At 44.2% G+C, this 19,694-nt stretch carries 20 protein-coding genes; 17 read left to right on the top strand and 3 right to left on the bottom strand.

The genetic code is table 11. The features are described from left to right. The first annotated feature begins 79 nt into the window (after positions 1-79). The 12 genes from alaS to BGM23_RS08305 all read left to right on the top strand — a co-directional run bounded on the left by alaS (position 80) and on the right by BGM23_RS08305 (position 11,969). Positions 80-2,716 carry an alanine--tRNA ligase gene (gene alaS, locus BGM23_RS08250; RefSeq protein ID WP_029727141.1) on the top strand — a complete coding sequence of 879 codons (2,637 nt, stop codon included), beginning with the start codon at positions 80-82 and terminating at the stop codon, positions 2,714-2,716. 84 nt (positions 2,717-2,800) lie between these two features. Then, positions 2,801-3,067: an IreB family regulatory phosphoprotein gene (locus tag BGM23_RS08255; RefSeq protein WP_003225903.1), complete on the top strand. Its 267-nt coding sequence runs from the start codon at positions 2,801-2,803 to the stop codon at positions 3,065-3,067. A gap of 7 nt (positions 3,068-3,074) precedes the next feature. Further along, a complete protein-coding gene (gene ruvX / locus BGM23_RS08260) occupies positions 3,075-3,491 on the top strand; it encodes a Holliday junction resolvase RuvX (RefSeq protein ID WP_003229795.1) in 417 nt (138 codons plus the stop codon). A 17-nt stretch (positions 3,492-3,508) separates the two neighbouring features. Beyond that, the gene (locus BGM23_RS08265) at positions 3,509-3,790 is read left to right on the top strand and encodes a DUF1292 domain-containing protein (RefSeq protein WP_003246199.1); all 282 of its coding nucleotides are present in this window, start codon (positions 3,509-3,511) and stop codon (positions 3,788-3,790) included. Between the two features lie 129 nt (positions 3,791-3,919). Then, positions 3,920-5,002: an endolytic transglycosylase MltG gene (mltG, locus tag BGM23_RS08270; RefSeq protein ID WP_029727142.1), complete on the top strand. Its 1,083-nt coding sequence runs from the start codon at positions 3,920-3,922 to the stop codon at positions 5,000-5,002. Positions 5,003-5,153: 151 nt separating this feature from the next. Next, positions 5,154-5,807, top strand: coding sequence for an O-methyltransferase (locus BGM23_RS08275; protein ID WP_015714429.1), 654 nt, complete (start codon positions 5,154-5,156; stop codon positions 5,805-5,807). 5 nt (positions 5,808-5,812) lie between these two features. Continuing rightward, positions 5,813-6,742: a peptidase U32 family protein gene (locus tag BGM23_RS08280; RefSeq protein WP_015714428.1), complete on the top strand. Its 930-nt coding sequence runs from the start codon at positions 5,813-5,815 to the stop codon at positions 6,740-6,742. 18 nt (positions 6,743-6,760) lie between these two features. Further along, positions 6,761-8,029 carry a peptidase U32 family protein gene (locus BGM23_RS08285; protein ID WP_003229802.1) on the top strand — a complete coding sequence of 423 codons (1,269 nt, stop codon included), beginning with the start codon at positions 6,761-6,763 and terminating at the stop codon, positions 8,027-8,029. A gap of 6 nt (positions 8,030-8,035) precedes the next feature. Further along, positions 8,036-8,671, top strand: a complete 636-nt coding sequence (udk, locus tag BGM23_RS08290; RefSeq protein WP_003225916.1) for a uridine kinase — start codon at positions 8,036-8,038, stop codon at positions 8,669-8,671. A 250-nt stretch (positions 8,672-8,921) separates the two neighbouring features. Next, complete coding sequence (gene greA, locus BGM23_RS08295) at positions 8,922-9,395, top strand: transcription elongation factor GreA (protein WP_004399078.1); 474 nt, start codon at positions 8,922-8,924, stop codon at positions 9,393-9,395. A 53-nt stretch (positions 9,396-9,448) separates the two neighbouring features. After that, positions 9,449-11,203: a peptidoglycan D,D-transpeptidase FtsI family protein gene (locus tag BGM23_RS08300; protein WP_029727143.1), complete on the top strand. Its 1,755-nt coding sequence runs from the start codon at positions 9,449-9,451 to the stop codon at positions 11,201-11,203. Positions 11,204-11,267: 64 nt separating this feature from the next. Then, the gene (locus tag BGM23_RS08305; RefSeq protein WP_003246156.1) at positions 11,268-11,969 is read left to right on the top strand and encodes a YrrS family protein; all 702 of its coding nucleotides are present in this window, start codon (positions 11,268-11,270) and stop codon (positions 11,967-11,969) included. Positions 11,970-12,005: 36 nt separating this feature from the next. Here BGM23_RS08305 and BGM23_RS08310 read toward each other — a convergent pair whose 3' ends face one another. Next, entirely contained in the window at positions 12,006-12,209 is a 204-nt protein-coding gene (locus BGM23_RS08310) for a YrzA family protein (RefSeq protein ID WP_014477495.1), read from the bottom strand. A 192-nt stretch (positions 12,210-12,401) separates the two neighbouring features. Here BGM23_RS08310 and BGM23_RS08315 point away from each other — a divergent pair, with 192 nt between their 5' ends. The 5 genes from BGM23_RS08315 to BGM23_RS08335 all read left to right on the top strand — a co-directional run bounded on the left by BGM23_RS08315 (position 12,402) and on the right by BGM23_RS08335 (position 16,201). Then, entirely contained in the window at positions 12,402-13,043 is a 642-nt protein-coding gene (locus BGM23_RS08315; protein WP_029318171.1) for a class I SAM-dependent DNA methyltransferase, read from the top strand. Positions 13,044-13,063: 20 nt separating this feature from the next. Continuing rightward, complete coding sequence (gene mtnN, locus BGM23_RS08320) at positions 13,064-13,759, top strand: 5'-methylthioadenosine/S-adenosylhomocysteine nucleosidase (protein WP_009967881.1); 696 nt, start codon at positions 13,064-13,066, stop codon at positions 13,757-13,759. Positions 13,760-13,823: 64 nt separating this feature from the next. After that, on the top strand, positions 13,824-14,747 hold the full coding sequence (locus BGM23_RS08325; RefSeq protein WP_029727144.1) for an O-acetylserine dependent cystathionine beta-synthase: 924 nt from the start codon (positions 13,824-13,826) through the stop codon (positions 14,745-14,747). Position 14,748: 1 nt separating this feature from the next. Next, positions 14,749-15,888, top strand: a complete 1,140-nt coding sequence (locus tag BGM23_RS08330; protein ID WP_017696065.1) for a bifunctional cystathionine gamma-lyase/homocysteine desulfhydrase — start codon at positions 14,749-14,751, stop codon at positions 15,886-15,888. An 82-nt stretch (positions 15,889-15,970) separates the two neighbouring features. Beyond that, positions 15,971-16,201, top strand: a complete 231-nt coding sequence (locus BGM23_RS08335; RefSeq protein WP_003237358.1) for a YrhC family protein — start codon at positions 15,971-15,973, stop codon at positions 16,199-16,201. Between the two features lie 36 nt (positions 16,202-16,237). Here BGM23_RS08335 and BGM23_RS08340 read toward each other — a convergent pair whose 3' ends face one another. Both BGM23_RS08340 and fdhF read right to left on the bottom strand, forming a co-directional pair. Further along, positions 16,238-16,720, bottom strand: coding sequence for a helical membrane plugin domain-containing protein (locus BGM23_RS08340; RefSeq protein WP_029727145.1), 483 nt, complete (start codon positions 16,718-16,720; stop codon positions 16,238-16,240). Between the two features lie 18 nt (positions 16,721-16,738). Then, positions 16,739-19,681 (bottom strand): formate dehydrogenase subunit alpha, encoded by a 2,943-nt coding sequence (gene fdhF / locus BGM23_RS08345; RefSeq protein ID WP_072692747.1) that lies wholly within the window; start codon positions 19,679-19,681, stop codon positions 16,739-16,741. Between the last annotated feature and the right edge of the window lie 13 nt (positions 19,682-19,694).

The following is a 19,694-nucleotide window of genomic DNA, read 5'->3' on the forward strand; positions in this document are numbered from 1 at the left end:
TAAACGTTGGTTTGCATAGGGGGAGGGCTTTTTTGCTGTCACTGAAGAGAATTTCGATTTTTATAGAGGAGGAAATACAATGAAACACTTAACTTCTGCGGAAGTGCGTCAAATGTTTTTGGATTTCTTTAAAGAAAAAGGACATGCGGTAGAGCCAAGCGCGTCATTAGTGCCTCATGAGGATCCTTCACTGCTTTGGATCAACAGCGGTGTTGCGACACTGAAAAAATATTTTGACGGCCGTGTCGTGCCGGAAAATCCAAGAATCGTAAACGCTCAAAAAGCGATCAGAACAAACGATATAGAAAATGTAGGTAAAACTGCGCGCCATCACACTTTCTTTGAAATGCTCGGAAACTTTTCCATCGGCGATTATTTCAAAGAAGAAGCCATTACATGGGCTTGGGAGTTTTTAACGAGCGACAAGTGGATTGGCTTCGACAAAGAGCTTCTCTCTGTTACGGTTCATCCTGAAGATGAAGAGGCATATGAGTTTTGGGCGAAAAAAATCGGTATTCCTGAAGAAAGAATTATCCGTCTGGAAGGGAACTTCTGGGATATCGGTGAAGGGCCGAGCGGACCGAATACGGAAATCTTTTACGACCGCGGTGAAGCATACGGTAATGATCCAGAAGATCCGGAGCTTTACCCAGGCGGGGAAAACGACCGTTACCTGGAAGTATGGAACCTTGTGTTCTCAGAGTTCAACCATAACCCTGACGGCACGTACACACCGCTTCCAAAGAAAAACATTGATACAGGCATGGGTCTTGAAAGAATGGTATCTGTCATCCAGAATGTTCCGACAAACTTTGACACCGATTTGTTTGTTCCGATCATTAAAGCAACAGAATCGATTTCTGGTGAAACATATGGCAAAGACAATGTGAAAGACACTGCGTTTAAAGTGATTGCTGACCATATCAGAACGGTTGCCTTTGCTGTCAGTGACGGTGCGCTGCCGTCAAATGAAGGCCGCGGCTATGTATTAAGACGCTTATTACGCCGTGCCGTGCGTTATGCCAAAACGATCAACATCCATCGTCCGTTCATGTTTGATTTAGTGCCGGTTGTCGCAGAAATCATGGCTGATTTCTATCCTGAAGTGAAAGAGAAAGCGGATTTCATCGCAAAAGTCATTAAAACCGAGGAAGAACGCTTCCATGAGACCCTTAATGAAGGGCTTGCGATCCTGTCAGAAATGATCAAAAAAGAAAAAGACAAGGGCAGCAGCGTTATCTCAGGTGCTGATGTGTTTAAACTGTATGATACGTATGGATTCCCGGTTGAATTGACTGAAGAATACGCAGAAGACGAGAACATGACGGTTGACCATGAGGGCTTTGAGGAGGAAATGAACCAGCAGCGTGAACGGGCAAGAAACGCCCGCCAGGATGTCGGCAGCATGCAGGTGCAGGGCGGCGCACTGCGTGACGTGACAGATGAAAGCACATTTGTCGGCTACTCTCAAACCAAAGCTGATGCCAATATCATTGTGCTTCTTCAGGACGGCCAATTAATCGAAGAGGCTCATGAAGGAGAAAGCGTTCAAATCATTCTTGATGAAACACCGTTCTATGCAGAAAGCGGCGGCCAAATCGGCGATAAAGGCTATCTCCGAAACGAGCAGGCAGTTGTAAGAATTAAAGATGTTCAAAAAGCGCCGAACGGCCAGCATGTGCATGAAGGTGTTGTGGAGAGCGGTACTGTTCAAAAAGGCCTGCATGTTACGGCTGAAGTTGAAGACCATATGAGAAGCGGCGTCATTAAAAACCACACGGCAACGCATTTATTGCATCAGGCTCTAAAAGATGTTCTTGGAACTCATGTCAATCAGGCGGGCTCTCTTGTAACGGAAAACCGTCTTCGTTTTGACTTCTCGCACTTTGGCCAAGTGACAAAAGAAGAGCTTGAACAAATTGAAAGAATCGTAAACGAAAAGATCTGGGCGAGCATCCCGGTCAGCATTGATTTGAAACCGATCGCTGAAGCAAAAGAAATGGGTGCGATGGCACTGTTCGGCGAGAAATATGGCGATATTGTCCGTGTCGTTCAAGTTGGAGATTACAGCTTAGAGCTGTGCGGCGGCTGCCATGTCAGAAATACAGCAGAAATCGGCTTGTTTAAAATCGTTTCTGAATCCGGAATCGGAGCAGGCACAAGACGGATTGAAGCTGTAACGGGACAAGGCGCTTACGTCGAAATGAACAGCCAGATTTCTGTATTGAAGCAGACCGCTGACGAGCTGAAAACAAATATCAAAGAAGTGCCGAAACGGGTCGCGGCTCTGCAGGCTGAACTGAAGGAAGCACAAAGAGAAAATGAATCTCTTCTTGCAAAACTAGGCAACGTGGAAGCAGGAGCAATCCTGTCGAAAGTAAAAGAAGTTGACGGCGTAAACGTGCTTGCGGCAAAAGTAAATGCAAAAGACATGAATCATCTCCGCACTATGGTCGATGAACTCAAAGTAAAGCTTGGCTCTGCGGTGATCGTGCTTGGTGCGGTACAAAACGATAAAGTTAATATCTCTGCCGGAGTCACAAAGGACCTCATTGAGAAAGGCCTTCACGCCGGCAAGCTGGTTAAACAAGCTGCGGAAGTTTGCGGCGGAGGCGGCGGAGGCCGTCCGGACATGGCGCAGGCAGGCGGCAAACAGCCAGAAAAATTAGAAGAAGCTTTGGCTTCTGTAGAAGATTGGGTGAAATCCGTTTTATAATTCGCCCATGTAGTGTAGAATGATGGTAAGATTAGGACCCCAGGCTGAACTTTGCCTGCGAATTTGGGAAAGAGGTGCAAAACGGTGAGCTCGTTTGATAAAACGATGAAATTTAATTTCTCCGATGATTCTGCTGAGACTAACGTAAATGAGGTGCTGATTACAGTGTATGACGCGCTTCAGGAAAAGGGCTACAATCCAATCAACCAGATTGTCGGATACTTGCTGTCAGGTGATCCCGCTTATATTCCTAGGCATCGTGACGCTCGCAATTTAATTCGCAAACTTGAAAGAGACGAATTAATCGAGGAATTGGTAAAGTCTTATTTAGAACAGCATAAAGAGGCGTAAATAAAGAATGAGAATATTAGGACTCGATTTAGGAACCAAAACACTCGGTGTAGCTCTGAGCGATGAAATGGGCTGGACTGCTCAAGGCATTGAGACCATAAAGATAAATGAAGCAGAAGGCGATTATGGTTTATCCCGTTTATCTGAACTGATAAAGGACTATACTATAGATAAAATCGTGCTCGGCTTTCCTAAGAACATGAACGGAACAGTCGGCCCGAGAGGCGAAGCCAGCCAAACATTTGCGAAAGTGCTTGAAACAACGTACAATGTTCCTGTTGTGCTGTGGGACGAGCGTCTTACCACAATGGCGGCTGAAAAAATGCTGATTGCAGCTGACGTCAGCAGGCAAAAACGAAAAAAAGTCATTGATAAAATGGCGGCTGTTATGATTTTACAAGGATATCTTGACAGCTTAAATTAAAGCCAGAGGTGAAGAAAATGGAACACGGCGAAAAAAATATTACAATTGTTGACGATCAAGGAAATGAACAGCTTTGTGAAGTGCTGTTTACATTTGAAAACGAAGAGTTTGGCAAGTCTTATGTCTTGTACTACCCGATCGAATCAAAAGATGACGAAGAAGTAGAAATTCTTGCTTCCAGCTTCACGCCAAACGAAGACGGTGAAAACGGTGAGCTATTCCCGATTGAAACTGACGAAGAATGGGATATGATCGAAGAAACACTAAACACATTCTTAGCGGACGAAGACGAAGAGTAAAACATCGCGCCAAACCAAAGCCGGAGCTATACTGCTCCGGCTTTTTCTGCTTTATGCAGGCCTCTTTTTGTAATAAATTGCCGAAATACAATGAATCATGTAGTATAAGAGCTGATGGGAGGAGACCTAATGTATATCAATCAGCAAAAAAAATCGTTTTTTAATAAAAAAAGAATCATACTGTCTTCCATTGTTGTGCTGTTTCTCATCATTGGCGGGGCATTTTTATATGGGAAATCATTGCTTGAACCTGTTGAAAAAGACAGTAAAACGACAGTTAATATTAACATTCCGAGCGGTTCGTCTGTTTCAGCCATCGCATCGATATTAAAGAAAAATGATGTCATAAAAAGCGAGAAGGCGTTTCAGTACTATGTGAAATATAAAGGTGCTTCCGGGTTTCAGGCCGGATTCTACCATCTGAATAAAGGTATGGATTTAGATGCCATTATTCAGAAGCTGACAAGCGGGGTTACAGGCTACGCTTTTCAAATCACAGTGACTGAGGGAGCACAGCTGACCCAAATCGCGGCTGCTATTGCTGATGAAACAAAATACTCTAAAAAACAAGTCATAGCGAAGCTGGACGATGAAACATTTATCAATCAGCTGAAGAAAGAATTCCCGGACACTGTGACAAATGATGTTTTCAATAAAAACATTAAGCACCCGCTTGAAGGGTACCTATTCCCGGCTACATACCCTTTTAACGATCCGGACACATCACTTGAAGACATTATCAAGGCAATGATTAAGCAGACAAATTCTTATGTGGAAACATATAAATCAGAAATGAAGAAAAACAAACTTTCTGTGCATAAGCTGCTGACGATGGCTTCTTTGATAGAAGAAGAAGCGACTGAAAAAGCCGACCGCCACAAAATTGCGAGCGTCTTTTATAACCGCCTGAAAAAGAAAATGCCGCTCCAAACAGATCCGACCGTGCTGTACGCGGCAGGCAAGCATAAAGATCGGGTTCTTTATAAGGATCTGGAAATCGATTCACCATACAATACGTATAAAAAAACAGGGCTGACGCCAGGGCCGATTGCCAATGCCGGCATGTCGTCATGGGAAGCGGCGCTGCATCCGGATAAAACGGACTATCTGTATTTCTTGGCCAAATCAAATGGTGAGGTCGTATTTACAAAAACGCTAAAAGAGCATAATAAAGCAAAAGAAAAATACATTTCCTCAAAAAATGAGAAATAAAAGGAGAGCAAAAAGCTCTCCTTTTGTTCGCTTTCCGCAAGGTTTTATGATAAAATATATCGGGTTGTTTACCGATGTATCATGATGTATTCAGAGAGTGTCCTGCGCATAAGACTGGGGCACTCCTTTTTAGAACGGGAGGCTGTTTGTAGTGACTGACCGGTATGAACAAATAAATGACTATATAGAAGCATTATTAAAGCCTCGGCCGGATAACGTGAAGAAGCTTGAAGCATATGCAGAAGAACATCATGTCCCGATCATGGAAAAAGCGGGCATGGAGGTGCTGCTTCAAATTTTGTCTGTGAAACAGCCGAAAAAAATACTAGAAATCGGAACGGCCATTGGTTATTCAGCTATTCGAATGGCGCTGGAGCTGCCGTCTGCTGAAATATATACAATTGAACGCAATGAGAAACGGCATGAAGAAGCGGTAAACAATATCAAGGAATTTCAGCTTGATGACCGGATTCATGTTTTTTACGGAGATGCGCTTGAATTAGCCGACGCCGTTCATGTAACTGCGCCTTACGATGTCATTTTTATTGACGCTGCAAAAGGTCAGTATCAAAACTTTTTTCATTTATATGAACCGATGCTTTCACCGGACGGGGTGATTTTAACGGACAACGTGCTGTTTAAGGGTCTGGTGGCAGAGGATTACAGCAAAATAGAACCGAAGAGAAGGCGCAGGCTTGTAGCAAAAATTGATGAATATAATCATTGGCTGATGAATCATCCGGATTATCAAACTGCGATTATTCCTGTCGGGGACGGACTTGCGATTAGTAAAAAGAAGAGGTGAACGTCATGAAAAAACCAGAGCTCTTAGTGACGCCGACGAGTACAGCGGACATTTTGCCGCTCATACAGGCTGGGGCAACTGCGTTTTTAGTTGGGGAACAGAGATACGGCTTGAGATTAGCCGGAGAATTTTCTCGTGAAGATGTAACAAAAGCCGTAGAGATTGCTCACAAAGAAGGGGCAAAAGTATACGTTGCTGTAAATGCAATTTTCCATAATGATAAAGTGGGTGAGCTTGGCGAATATCTGGCTTTCTTAGCAGAAGCCGGTGTCGATGCAGCGGTATTCGGCGATCCTGCCGTGCTGATGGCTGCCCGTGAATCTGCGCCTGATCTGAAGCTTCATTGGAGCACAGAAACGACAGGTACCAACTATTATACATGCAACTACTGGGGACGCAAGGGTGCGGCGCGCTCTGTGCTTGCCAGAGAATTAAACATGGACAGCATTGTTGAGATTAAAGAAAATGCTGAAGTCGAAATTGAAATCCAGGTGCATGGAATGACGTGCATGTTCCAATCGAAGCGTTCTTTGATTGGAAACTATTTTGAATATCAGGGCAAAGTCATGGACATTGAAAGAAAGAAAAAAGAATCAGGCATGTTTTTACACGATAAAGAACGCGATAATAAATATCCGATTTTCGAAGATGAAAACGGCACTCACATCATGAGCCCGAACGATGTGTGCATCATTGATGAGCTCGAGGAATTGATAGATGCCGGAATTGATTCTTTTAAAATCGATGGTGTTTTGAAAACGCCTGAATACCTAATAGAAGTCACCAAAATGTACAGAGAAGCAATTGATTTGTGCGTGGAAAACCGTGACGAATACGAAGCGAAAAAAGAAGACTGGATCGAACGCATTGAAAGCATCCAGCCAGTAAACAGAAAAATTGATACCGGATTCTTCTTCAAGGAAACGGTTTATTAATCAAAAGGAGGTTAAGCTATGACTGCCGTAAATGATAAAATATCCACAATCGTTAATGGAAAGCGTGTGATTACGAAAAAGCCGGAGCTTCTCGCACCTGCGGGTAATCTTGAAAAGCTGAAAATCGCTGTTCATTACGGAGCGGACGCGGTCTTTATCGGGGGACAGGAATACGGGCTGCGCTCGAATGCCGATAACTTTACGATCGAAGAAATTGCAGAAGGCGTTGAATTCGCAAAGAAATATGGCGCGAAGATCTACGTAACAACGAATATTTTCGCCCATAATGAAAACATGGACGGGCTTGAAGACTATTTAAAAGCACTTGGAGACGCCAACGTTGCCGGTATCATTGTGGCAGATCCGCTTATTATCGAAACATGCCGCAGAGTGGCGCCGAATGTTGAGGTTCACTTGAGCACACAGCAGTCTCTTTCGAACTGGAAGGCTGTCCAATTCTGGAAGGAAGAAGGTCTCGACCGCGTCGTGCTGGCACGTGAAACTAGCGCTCTTGAAATCAGAGAAATGAAAGAAAAGGTAGATATCGAAATCGAATCCTTCATTCATGGCGCAATGTGTATTGCATATTCCGGCCGCTGCGTGCTGAGCAATCACATGACAGCGCGGGATTCCAATCGCGGAGGCTGCTGCCAGTCATGCCGCTGGGATTATGATCTCTACCAAACAGACGGTGCCAACGCCGTTGCTTTGTATGGTGAAGAAGATGCACCATTTGCGATGAGCCCGAAAGATTTGAAGCTGATTGAATCCATTCCAAAAATGATTGAAATGGGGATCGACAGCTTAAAGATTGAAGGCCGCATGAAATCCATTCACTATGTAGCAACTGTTGTCAGCGTATACCGCAAAGTAATCGATGCTTATTGCGCTGATCCAGAGAACTTTGTGATTCAAAAAGAATGGCTTGAAGAGCTTGATAAGTGCGCCAACAGGGACACTGCGACAGCTTTCTTTGAAGGAACGCCAGGCTATGAAGAGCAAATGTTCGGCGAACACGCCAAGAAAACGACATATGATTTTGTCGGCTTAGTGCTGAATTATGATGAAGATACACAAATGGTCACGCTTCAGCAGCGCAATTTCTTCAAAAAAGGCGACGAAGTGGAATTTTTCGGACCAGAAATCGAAAACTTTACACATACGATTGAAACCATTTGGGACGAAGACGGAAATGAGCTAGATGCTGCCCGCCATCCCCTGCAAATTGTCAAATTCAAACTAGACAAAAAGATTTATCCGAGCAACATGATGAGAAAGGGGAAGTAACAGCCCATGGGTAAGAATCCAGTAGTCATTGGAATCGCAGGAGGTTCCGGTTCAGGAAAAACGAGTGTCACACGGTCCATTTATGAACAGTTTAAAGGACACTCAATTTTAATGATCCAGCAGGACCTTTATTATAAAGACCAAAGCCATCTTCCGTTTGAAGAAAGGCTGAACACAAACTATGATCATCCGCTTGCGTTTGATAATGACTATTTAATCGAGCATATTCAGGATCTATTGAATTACCGCCCGATTGAAAAGCCGATTTATGACTATAAGCTTCACACACGTTCAGAAGAAACGGTTCACGTAGAGCCAAAGGATGTTATTATCCTTGAAGGCATTCTTGTTCTTGAAGACAAAAGGCTTCGTGATCTGATGGATATCAAGCTTTATGTTGATACGGACGCTGACTTGCGTATCATCAGACGGATTATGAGAGATATTAATGAGCGCGGACGCTCTATTGATTCTGTCATTGAACAATATGTGTCAGTGGTCCGTCCGATGCATAACCAATTCGTCGAGCCGACGAAACGATACGCTGATATTATTATCCCGGAAGGCGGTCAGAATCACGTCGCAATTGATCTGATGGTCACAAAAATTCAAACCATTCTTGAACAAAACGCGATTTTGTAATACCATAGCATAGACATAAATAACTCTGACCATATTATGTATAGGCAGGAAGGGAATGTGCGAATTCCCTTCTTTCCCTGTTTATAAACGCGAAATATTTGCAGAACGACACGATTCAGTTTAAGATAAACAGTACCTATATGGGAGAGAAGAACGAGGACTGCCCTGTGTTCTCATTCTTGTATTTTTTAGTTTATGCTCTCATACATAATCGAAGATGTTGAGGGACAACCAGAAGGAGTGAAGGGACATGGCACAAGAGAAAGTTTTTCCTATGACTGCAGAAGGAAAACAAAAACTTGAACAAGAATTAGAATATTTGAAAACGGTTAAACGAAAAGAAGTAGTAGAGCGAATCAAAATTGCGAGAAGCTTCGGAGACCTTTCCGAGAACTCTGAATACGATTCAGCGAAAGAAGAGCAGGCATTTGTAGAGGGCCGCGTGACGACTCTTGAAAATATGATTCGCAATGCGAAAATCATTGAAGATGACGGCGGCTCTAACGTTGTCGGTTTGGGTAAAACCGTCACTTTCGTCGAACTGCCTGACGGTGATGAAGAATCATATACGATCGTCGGAAGCGCGGAAGCTGACCCGTTTGAAGGGAAAATCTCAAACGATTCACCGATCGCAAAAAGCCTCTTGGGCAAAAAAGTAGATGAAGAAGTCACAGTACAAACACCGGGCGGAGAAATGCTCGTGAAAATTGTGAAAATTTCATAATATCTGTTTAGCAGCGAAACACCTCGTCCACAATGTGGGTGAGGTGTTTTTTTATGAAGATATCGAAACGAATGAAGCTGGCAGTCATCGCTTTTTTGATTGTATTTTTTCTGCTTCTGCTGAGGCTTGCAGAAATCCAGCTGTTTTTCACAGAATCATTTTCTAAAAAGAAAATTAATTTGATTCAAGAAAGTGTGAAACAGCGGACGGAGGAAGTGCTTATTTCAGATGGAAGAGGCTCTTTTTTAGATCGAAACGGGCGGGCGCTGACAGGACAAAGCGAGCCTGCGGTTGTTTTGTTCCCTTTTCTGTTGACGCAGGATTGGCCGATCAAAAAAGTTGCGGACATCCTCGGCATGTCTGAAGATGATTTGCGCCAGACACTAGGTAAGGCAAAAAAACCGGTCATTTTGCAGCAAAAGAAAATCAAAACACTTTCAAAACAATCTATCACAAAAATCAATTCTTTGAAATATCCCGGCATTTACGGCGTATATATGGAGAATGAAGACAAGCCCAGCCTTGCTTCACATACGATAGGGAGCACGAACCAAGATCCGGCGCTGCTTCGCAAGAAATATCCTGACAAGGAGAGCCTTCCGATTACAACAGAAATCGGAACAACCGGTTTAGAACGGACATTTGACGAGTTTTTGCTTCCGGAACAAGACACAAAGCTTTTATATCATGTGGACGGAAAAGGAAACCCTTTGTTTGGCATGGACGTCAAATATACAGCTGAAGCCAATACATTTTATCCGCTCCAGGTCAAAACAACGATCGATCAAAGCATTCAAAAAGCGATGGAGGAGGTATTGGATGAACAGGGGCTGAAAAAGGGAGGAGCTGTGCTGCTGGACATCGAAAATAGCAGTGTTCTGGGAATTGTAAGCAAACCAGATGCGGATGTGTCCCGGCAAAACACACTTCAAAATTATATGCTGACGCCAATCTATCCCGGATCAGTTTTTAAAACAGTCATTGCCGCAGCTGCAATCGAAAATAATATGGTGAAGCCTAGTCAAACCTTTAATTGCAATTTAAACCTGTACGGGGAACCGGGGGACGACAAAGGAACCTTGTCTTTTGATGAAAGTTTTGCCCAAAGCTGTAATTACACATTTACGAGTCTTGCAGAACAATTAATGAAAAAAGACAGCTCGGTTATTGAAGATATGTCCGAGAAGCTGGCTCTCACTGATCGGGCAGGCTGGGAGGGAAAACTGTACCACGAAACCGATTTCCGCCAGCTGTATAACGAAAAAAGCGGCGTGATTTGGGGGGATGAAAAAGACAAAGCAGTCAAAAAAGCCATTGCGCAAACAGCAATCGGGCAGAAAAATGTAAAGGTAACGCCGCTGGAGATAGCCAATATGATGGCGACAATCGCCCGCGGCGGAGAAAAACGGCAGGTGAAAATTGCCGAACAAATTGAGTATAAGAACGGCACAACGCTCGTTACGTTTAAAGATCAGAAGCTCAAAGGGGAAACGATAGACAAATATACGTCACAGCAGCTTCAAAAAATACTGCGGCGGGTAGTAGAATCTCCTTTCGGAACGGGCAGAAGGTTTCAAGATCTTCCGTATACTGTAGCAGGGAAGTCGGGCACAGCCCAGACAGGCAAGCTTTCAAAAGAGAAGGAAACGCTCTACGAAAAATGGTTTGCCGGATATTTTCCCGCGGATAAGCCGAAATACGCTCTGGTTGTTTTACACATGGATACACCGGGAGATAAGGCTCTGACAAATTCGGTGTTTTATGATATTGTTAAAAAAGTACACGAAATTGAAATCAATCAGAAATAGAACAACTTCTCAGCACATGTTAAAATATATGCTGAGCCAAGAGGGATAAAGGAGTGCAGAATTATTGAGCAATAATCAATCTCGTTATGAAAATCGTGATAAACGCAGAAAAGCCAATTTAGTGCTTAACATTTTAATCGCAATCGTATCCATACTAATTGTCGTAGTAGCAGCGAATCTCTTCATTAACAGTCCTTCTAGCAAAGATGTCAGCAAGGATTCTGAAACGGCGCAAAAACAGGAATCTCCGGCTTCAGGAAAGACGGAAAAGAAATCGGATGAGGATATAAAAGACAGCAAGAAAGATACATCTGACAGCGAAAAGGATTCTGAGAAGTCTTCTGACTCTGATTCCAAAAAAGATGATTCTTCTTCTAAAAAAGATGACTCTGATTCAGATTCAAGCTCAGATTCAGCCGGTGACGGGCTTAAAGATGCAAAAGTAACAGAAGGCGGCTCATCGAGCGATGTGGAAAAAACGTATGAAAATCCTGACTGGAAAGCAGTCGGAACTGAGCAGACTGGCGAGCATGCCGCTACTTATGATTCAAGTTCACAAGACTGGGCTGAGATGCTGAAAGCCATTTCATACGCAACTGGTGTCTCAACAGATAACATGACGGTGCTCTGGCTTGGAAATAACGGCAGCCCTCAGGATGCCAAAGGCAAGATTTTGGACAAGGCGACTGGGAATAAATATCAAGTCACGATTACATGGGTCGATGAAAAAGGCTGGAAGCCGACAAAAGTAGAAAAGCTAAAATAAACAAAAGCAGCCGGGTTAAAACCGGCTGCTTTTGTTTTAGGCTTCAGCTGCGAAATGAACCACCGCGCTGTACAATATTCTTCCTTCTGCCACAGCAGTTTGGTGTGAAACAGATTTCACCCGGAGCATGATGGCTTTATTGTTTTCAATTTGTGTATTGATTTTCTTTTCAAGCTCCTGCAATGAAGCCGCTTCAAAAAATTCCACTTTGTCTTTAATCAGATCTAATTGAAAATTCATGTCTTGACCCTCCAGCTTTCACAAGTCATATGAAGTATAAGCTTTTTTGCGGTCAATGCGCAATATGAGATGGCATAAAATACACAAAGTGTTTTAGTACCTGCTTTTCAGAAGATGTGGTATTATAGGAACTGTTCCATCATTAATTCATAGTATGCTTATAGGAATTATTAAATATGGAGTGTGACAAATATGGGACGTGAATTTATCCCTCTCTTTGAAGATTGGGCAGCAACTTATGATCAAACAGTACAAGGTTTAGATATTCAGTATAAAGAAGCGTTCAGAGGCTACGATCATATCCTTGATGCCATCGTCAGCAAATCTGGAACGCATGTGTTAGAATTTGGCCCGGGGACCGGGAATTTGACAGCTAAGCTGCTCGATGCAGGCAAAACTGTATTTGGAATCGAACCTTCTCCAGCAATGCGTAAACTGGCTTCTGACAAGCTCTCAGGCAGGACGGAAATCGTTGATGGAGACTTCCTGACATTCCCTGAGCCGCCATTTCAGGCTGATACGATTGTCAGTTCATATGCTTTTCATCATTTAACTGACGAAGAAAAGCGGGCTGCCATAAAGCAATATGGCAAATACCTTCACTTGCATGATAAAATAGTGTTTGCCGATACCGTCTTTGAAAATGCGCAAGCGTATCAACAGGCTATCGATAAAGCCCGTTCTCAAGGCTTTTATCAGCTTGCAAATGATTTAGAGACAGAGCATTATCCTACATTGGATGCGTTGAAAGAAATGTTTACAGCTGAAGGTTTTGCAGTCCGATTCACTCAGCAAAACGACTTCGTGTGGATAATGGAGGCGATCAAACGGTAAAGTGAAGGGAATGTGAATAGATGAGACTAGCAGTCATCGGAGCAATGGAAGAGGAAGTTACCATCTTAAGAAACAAACTTGAAAATGCAAAAACAGAAACGATCGCACACTGTGAATTTACAACAGGCGAATATGAAGGAACTGAAGTGATTCTTTTAAAATCAGGAATTGGAAAAGTAAATGCTGCGATCAGCACGACGCTTCTGCTTGACCGTTACAAGCCTGATTATGTCATTAACACAGGCTCAGCCGGCGGATTTCATCATACATTGAATGTAGGGGATGTTGTTATTTCCACTGACGTTCGCCACCATGATGTAGACGTAACGGCTTTTGACTATGAATACGGCCAAGTGCCGGGTCTTCCGGCTGCTTATGCGGCGGATGAAAAGCTGATCAGCATCACTGAAGAAGCGGTATCTGAACTCGACGGCATTCAGGTTGCAAAAGGAACAATTGCAACAGGCGATTCTTTCATGAACGATCCGAAGCGGGTTGAAGAGGTGCGTGCGAGATTTTCTGATCTGTACGCGGTTGAAATGGAGGCTGCGGCAGTGGCTCAAGTGTGCCATCAATTTAAAACGCCGTTTGTCGTCATCAGAGCGTTATCTGATATTGCAGGAAAAGAATCACATGTTTCATTTGACCAATTTTTAGAGCAGGCGGCTGTCCATTCAACAGAGCTTGTGTTAAAGGTGATCAAACGAATTCATTAAAACGGGGAGAACGTTCTCCTCCGTTTTTCTCTAAAAACAACCTCTATTAAGGAGGAGGACATATATGACAGTGATTACGGACATTACCGAGCTGATTGGGAATACACCGCTTCTCCGCTTGAAGAACTTTGATGTTCGAGAAGGAGTCGCGGTGTATGCCAAGCTTGAAATGATGAATCCAGGGGGAAGCATCAAAGACAGACTGGGAGATATGCTGATTCGTGACGCGCTCGATTCAGGCAAAGTGAAACCCGGCGGAGTGATTATAGAAGCTACGGCAGGCAATACAGGGATCGGCCTTGCGTTAAGTGCCAGAAAATATGGGCTGAAAGCGATTTTCTGTGTCCCTGAACATTTCAGCAGAGAGAAACAGCAAATTATGCAAGCGCTTGGCGCATCAATCATTCATACACCGCGTCAAGACGGAATGCAGGGCGCCATACAAAAAGCCATTCAGCTGGAGACTGAAATTGAAAATTCTTATTGCGTTTTGCAATTTAAAAACCGAGTAAATCCATCGACTTACTATAAGACGCTTGGACCTGAAATGTGGGAAGCGCTTGACGGGAATATTCATACATTTGTCGCAGGGGCAGGATCAGGGGGCACATTCGCAGGGACAGCTTCCTTCTTAAAAGAAAAAAATCCAGCAGTCAAAACGGTGATTGTTGAACCGGAGGGCTCGATTTTAAACGGAGGAGAGCCCCACGCTCATAAAACAGAGGGCATCGGCATGGAGTTTATCCCCGATTATATGGATAAGAGCCATTTTGACGAGATCTACACCGTAACAGATGAGAATGCGTTTAGACTTGTGAAAGAAGCGGCAGAAAAAGAAGGCCTGCTGATCGGAAGCTCTTCAGGTGCAGCGCTTTATGCGGCATTGGAGGAAGCGAAAAAAGCATCCGCTGGAACTAACATTGTCACAGTATTTCCTGACAGCAGCGATCGATATATCAGCAAACAAATATACGAAGGAGGCATCTGATATGAAGAAAAAAACATTGATGATACATGGCGGAATCACAGGTGATGAGAAAACAGGCGCAGTTTCCGTGCCCATTTATCAAGTCAGCACGTACAAGCAGCCGAAAGCAGGACAGCATACAGGCTACGAGTATTCAAGAACGGCCAATCCGACTCGAACCGCTCTCGAAGCACTTGTGACAGAACTGGAAAGCGGGGAAGCAGGCTATGCGTTCAGCTCAGGAATGGCTGCCATTACAGCGGTTATGATGCTGTTTAACAGCGGAGATCATGTCGTGTTGACTGATGATGTGTACGGCGGAACATATCGCGTGATGACAAAGGTGCTTAACCGTCTTGGCATTGAATCAACATTTGTCGATACGAGCAGCAGGGAAGAAGTTGAAAAAGCAATTCGCCCTAATACAAAAGCCATTTATATTGAAACTCCGACAAACCCGTTGCTCAAAATCACCGACCTGACGCTCATGGCTGATATCGCAAAAAAAGCGGGTGTTCTGCTTATCGTAGACAATACCTTTAATACTCCTTATTTTCAGCAGCCGCTTACTTTAGGCGCTGATATCGTACTGCACAGTGCGACAAAATATCTTGGCGGACACAGTGATGTCGTCGGAGGTTTAGTTGTGACAGCTTCTAAAGAGCTTGGAGAAGAGCTGCATTTTGTGCAAAACTCCACAGGCGGCGTGCTCGGCCCTCAAGATTCCTGGCTGTTAATGAGAGGAATCAAAACGTTGGGACTCAGAATGGAAGCGATCGATCAAAATGCGCGGAAAATCGCAAGCTTTCTTGAGAATCACCCTGCTGTCCAAACGTTATATTACCCTGGTTCTTCAAATCATCCCGGACATGAGCTTGCAAAAACGCAAGGATCGGGCTTCGGCGGCATGATCTCCTTTGATATTGGCAGTGAAGAACGGGTTGATGCGTTTTTAGGAAATCTGAAACTGTTTACCATTGCTGAAAGCCTGGGGGCGGTTGAAAGCTTAATTTCTGTTCCTGCAAGAATGACACATGCCTCTATTCCGAGAGAACGCCGGCTTGAGCTCGGCATTACGGACGGCTTGATCAGAATTTCTGTAGGAATTGAAGATGCGGAAGACTTGTTGGAAGATATCGGCCAAGCGCTTGAAAATATATAACAAATGGATAGAATTACTTTCTCTGTAAGCCGCCGGATTATATTATAATAGTCGTATACTATGAATCTGGCAGGTGATTCTTTTGAACAAAAATAGAATGAAATCTTTAAAAGAAGACTACAAGCATTTTGCTTTTACATTGCTTGCAGTCAGCACTTTTTTATATATAGGAGCAGTTCTCCCTGATCAAGGTTTAACATTAGGCCAGAAATCGACGATGTTTTTAGCGGATTGCGTATTTTTAGCCGGTGCCTTCTTTTGCGCTGACCGTTCACTTATTTACAAGAAGCGTCTGGAAGAAGCCGACGAATAAAAAAACAGCCATCATCAAGAGATGGCTGTTTTTCTGTTATTGTTCTCGAAGTTCTTTTCCCATGCCTTTTAAAAACTGAAGGCCGAAGCCGACGGCTCTGTTGATGTCAGGATCGTTCATTGCTTTTAACAGGTCGAGAATCCCGACTTTCTTGTCTTCTTTTAAAAAGCTTTGTGCCTGTTCAGTCCCAGCCATTACGCTTTCTAAAAGCTTTGCTGTAAACTCAGGATCGGCTTTTGTCAATGCGCCTCCGGCGGCCATCATCGTGTTGATGAGGTTGGTGACAGGCTCGCGGGAAACTTGGCCAAGCGCAATCTTGGCAATGTCTTCCTTCGCTCTGAGCATGCTTGTTGCCGCATCAAAAATTCCAAGATCATTGAGTTCATTCATTAACGTCATCGTTTTAGAGACGGCGTCCTCATTTTCCGCCAGCAGCTCTTTCAGTTCTTCTATTTTTTCAAGCTTCATTTGCTCAGCTGTTTTTGTTTCTTTTTTGATCGTCGTAATCGGAGTGGCCATTCGTTTTCCTCCTATCGTTTAATCAGTCAGATGGACATAGCCAGGGCGGTTCCATTTTCTTTCCGCTTCGACTCCGTTTTGCGGATGCCGTTTTTTGTTGCGCGGATTTGTTTTTGGAAGCGGCGCTGTTTCACAGCCGCCAAGCACTTCCATGCGGACCTTTGTCTGTTTATAAGCAGGCGTGTTCGTCCGTTTATCAGCTGCAGGGCCCGTCAAGAAGTTAATCGCTGACTCCTTGTCTGTCGAGTTCATTGGCAGATAGAGTTCATTTTTCCGTACCCGGTCTGTGATCAGCGCGTTCAATTTGACTGCTCCGAACGGAGAAACGAGCCGTACAAGCGAACCGTCACAAACACCTCGCTCTTGTGCAAGCTCAGGTGAAATCTCAACGAATACATTCGGCACTTTCGCTTGGATGCCTTTCGATTTATTTGTCATGTTTCCTTCGTGGAAATGCTCCAGCATCCGGCCGTTATTGATATGAAGATCATATTCCTCCGGAAATGCCGCTGGCTCGGTCCAATCAGAAAGGGCAAAGCGGGCTTTTTTGTCAGGGAAATTAAATCCGTCTTCATACAGAAGCGGTGTGCTTTCACCTGTGAAGCTGCCCCATAGGAAGCTGTTCCAGCCTTCAAGCACCTCATAGCTTGCTTTGGCAAACAGAGGAGAAAGACTCGCCATTTCAGAGAAAATGTCACTTGGATGGCTGTAATTCCAATTCGCTCCTAAACGGTTTGCCACCTCTTGAATAATCCACCAGTCCGGTTTTGCGTCACCAAGCGTCGGAAGCGCCTGATACAATCGCTGGACACGGCGTTCTGTGTTGGTAAATGTTCCGTCTTTTTCAAGTGAAGGAGTGGCCGGCAAGACGACATCAGCATATTGAGCTGTTCTTGACAGGAAGATGTCCTGTACCACGAAGAAATCAAGGCTTGATAAAATATCATGCACATGGTTCGCGTTTGAATCGACCAGTGCCATATCCTCACCGACAAGATACATAGCTTTCATTTTTCCTTCTTCAATGGCATGAAGCATTTGAATATTATCTAAACCAGGCTTTCCATCAATCTCGACACCATATGCCTCTTCAAATTTAGCGCGGGCCTTGTCATCTGTAATATGCTGATATCCCGGCAGCCAGCCAGGCAATGTTCCCATATCACATGCGCCTTGCACGTTATTGTGTCCGCGCAGAGGATAAGCGCCGGCACCTGGACGGCGATAGTTGCCCGTAGCGAGAAGCAGGTTTGAAATGGCTGCTGATGTATCAGAACCGCCTGTATTTTGTGTGACACCCATTCCCCAAAGGACACAAGTGCCGTCAGCATCACGAATCAATTCAGCAATTTGAATGATGTTTTCTTTTGAAAGGCCTGTGATGCGTTCTGCATAATCAAGCGTATACGTTTTAAGGGTTTCTTTATAATCTTCAAAGTAATTGACGTTCTCATCAATAAACGCCTGATCGTGCCAGCCTTGGTCGATCATATATTTCGTAACAGCCATCAGCCAAACTTGGTCTGTGCCTTGTTTAGGGCTGATGAACAGATCAGATCGCTCAGCCATCTCATTTTTACGCAGGTCAGCAACAATCAGTTTTTGACCGTGGAGCTTGTGTGCCCGTTTGACGCGTGTTGCGAGCACTGGGTGTCCTTCCGCCGGATTGGCACCGACAATGATGACCAGGCCTGCTTTGGCAATATCTTTAATCGTGCCGGCGTCACCGCCCATGCCGACAGTGCGGAACAATCCGTCTGTAGCAGGAGACTGGCAGTAGCGTGAGCAGTTATCGACGTTGTTTGTTTCAAATACCTGACGCGCTAGTTTTTGAATGACGTAGTTTTCTTCATTCGTAATTTTAGAAGAAGAAATAAACCCTACAGAGCCTTTACCGTACTGCTCTTTAATTGATCCTAATCTGCTTGCGACAAGATCGAGGGCTTCTTCCCAAGAAGACTCCACAAAGGCTCCGTTTTTACGGATTAAAGGCTTTGTGATCCGTTCTTTTGAATTGACGAAATCCCAGCCGAATTTCCCTTTGACACATGTGGAAATCGCGTTAACCGGGGCATCAGAAACAGGCTGGATCTTTAAAATATCCCGTCCTTTTGTCCATACTTCAAATGAACACCCGACACCGCAGAACGTACATACAGTTTTCGTTTTTTTCGTTCTTGTTTCACGCATTGCCGCTTCGACTTCAGAAATGGCAAAAATGCTGCCATACCCCGGTTCAACATTTTTCACGAGATCAATCATCGGTTCCATGACGTCCTCTTTAATGCCTGTCATAAAACCAGCCTGCCCGAGCATTGATTTTTCCATCAGTGCATTACATGGACATACTGTGACACACTGACCGCAGCTGACACAGGAAGATTCATTGATCGGAACTCCCTCATCCCAAATGACGCGAGGGCGTTCGCGCTCCCAGTCGATTGAGAGTGTTTCATTTACCTGAAGGTTTTGACAGACCTCAACACACTGGCCGCAGGCAATACATTGGTTTGGATCATAGCGGTAAAAAGGATGAGACATATCAACCGCGCAAGAAGGATCTTCTTTTGGCGTGTATGGGTATTTTTGATGCTCGATCCCCATCATTTCCGCTGTATTATGCAGCGTACAGTTTCCATTGTTGTTATCGCAAACTGTACAATACAGCAAATGATTTTCAAGAAGGCGGTCCATCGCTTCGGTTTGCGCTTCTTTCACTCGATTTCCTGAAAGATCAATAGACATCCCGTTTTCTGCAACGGTCGCGCATGAACGAACCAGCTTGCCGTTTGCCTCTACTATGCAAGTATCACAAGTTTGAATCGGGTCAACCTCTGGTACGTGGCAAATCTGCGGGTACTCAATTCCGTTTTCATTTAAAATATCTAAAATTGTGGCCCCTGCTCGTGCTTGAATTTCTGTTCCGTCTACACGGACACTGATCGACTTAACGTCCATCATATTCATATTCCCC

The organism is Bacillus sp. FJAT-14266, assembly GCF_001719225.1.
GTDB lineage: Bacteria > Bacillota > Bacilli > Bacillales > Bacillaceae > Bacillus > Bacillus subtilis.

Coding starts and splice junctions, on each gene's coding strand:
- BGM23_RS08315 (WP_029318171.1), top strand. CDS start 12,402: ATGGGACGTGAATTTATCCCTCTCTTTGAAGATTGGGCAGCAACTTAT.
- BGM23_RS08285 (WP_003229802.1), top strand. CDS start 6,761: ATGACTGCCGTAAATGATAAAATATCCACAATCGTTAATGGAAAGCGT.
- BGM23_RS08325 (WP_029727144.1), top strand. CDS start 13,824: ATGACAGTGATTACGGACATTACCGAGCTGATTGGGAATACACCGCTT.
- mtnN (WP_009967881.1), top strand. CDS start 13,064: ATGAGACTAGCAGTCATCGGAGCAATGGAAGAGGAAGTTACCATCTTA.
- ruvX (WP_003229795.1), top strand. CDS start 3,075: ATGAGAATATTAGGACTCGATTTAGGAACCAAAACACTCGGTGTAGCT.
- BGM23_RS08265 (WP_003246199.1), top strand. CDS start 3,509: ATGGAACACGGCGAAAAAAATATTACAATTGTTGACGATCAAGGAAAT.
- mltG (WP_029727142.1), top strand. CDS start 3,920: ATGTATATCAATCAGCAAAAAAAATCGTTTTTTAATAAAAAAAGAATC.
- greA (WP_004399078.1), top strand. CDS start 8,922: ATGGCACAAGAGAAAGTTTTTCCTATGACTGCAGAAGGAAAACAAAAA.
- udk (WP_003225916.1), top strand. CDS start 8,036: ATGGGTAAGAATCCAGTAGTCATTGGAATCGCAGGAGGTTCCGGTTCA.
- BGM23_RS08280 (WP_015714428.1), top strand. CDS start 5,813: ATGAAAAAACCAGAGCTCTTAGTGACGCCGACGAGTACAGCGGACATT.
- BGM23_RS08310 (WP_014477495.1), bottom strand. CDS start 12,209: ATGAATTTTCAATTAGATCTGATTAAAGACAAAGTGGAATTTTTTGAA.
- BGM23_RS08330 (WP_017696065.1), top strand. CDS start 14,749: ATGAAGAAAAAAACATTGATGATACATGGCGGAATCACAGGTGATGAG.
- BGM23_RS08300 (WP_029727143.1), top strand. CDS start 9,449: ATGAAGATATCGAAACGAATGAAGCTGGCAGTCATCGCTTTTTTGATT.
- alaS (WP_029727141.1), top strand. CDS start 80: ATGAAACACTTAACTTCTGCGGAAGTGCGTCAAATGTTTTTGGATTTC.
- fdhF (WP_072692747.1), bottom strand. CDS start 19,681: ATGATGGACGTTAAGTCGATCAGTGTCCGTGTAGACGGAACAGAAATT.
- BGM23_RS08340 (WP_029727145.1), bottom strand. CDS start 16,720: ATGGCCACTCCGATTACGACGATCAAAAAAGAAACAAAAACAGCTGAG.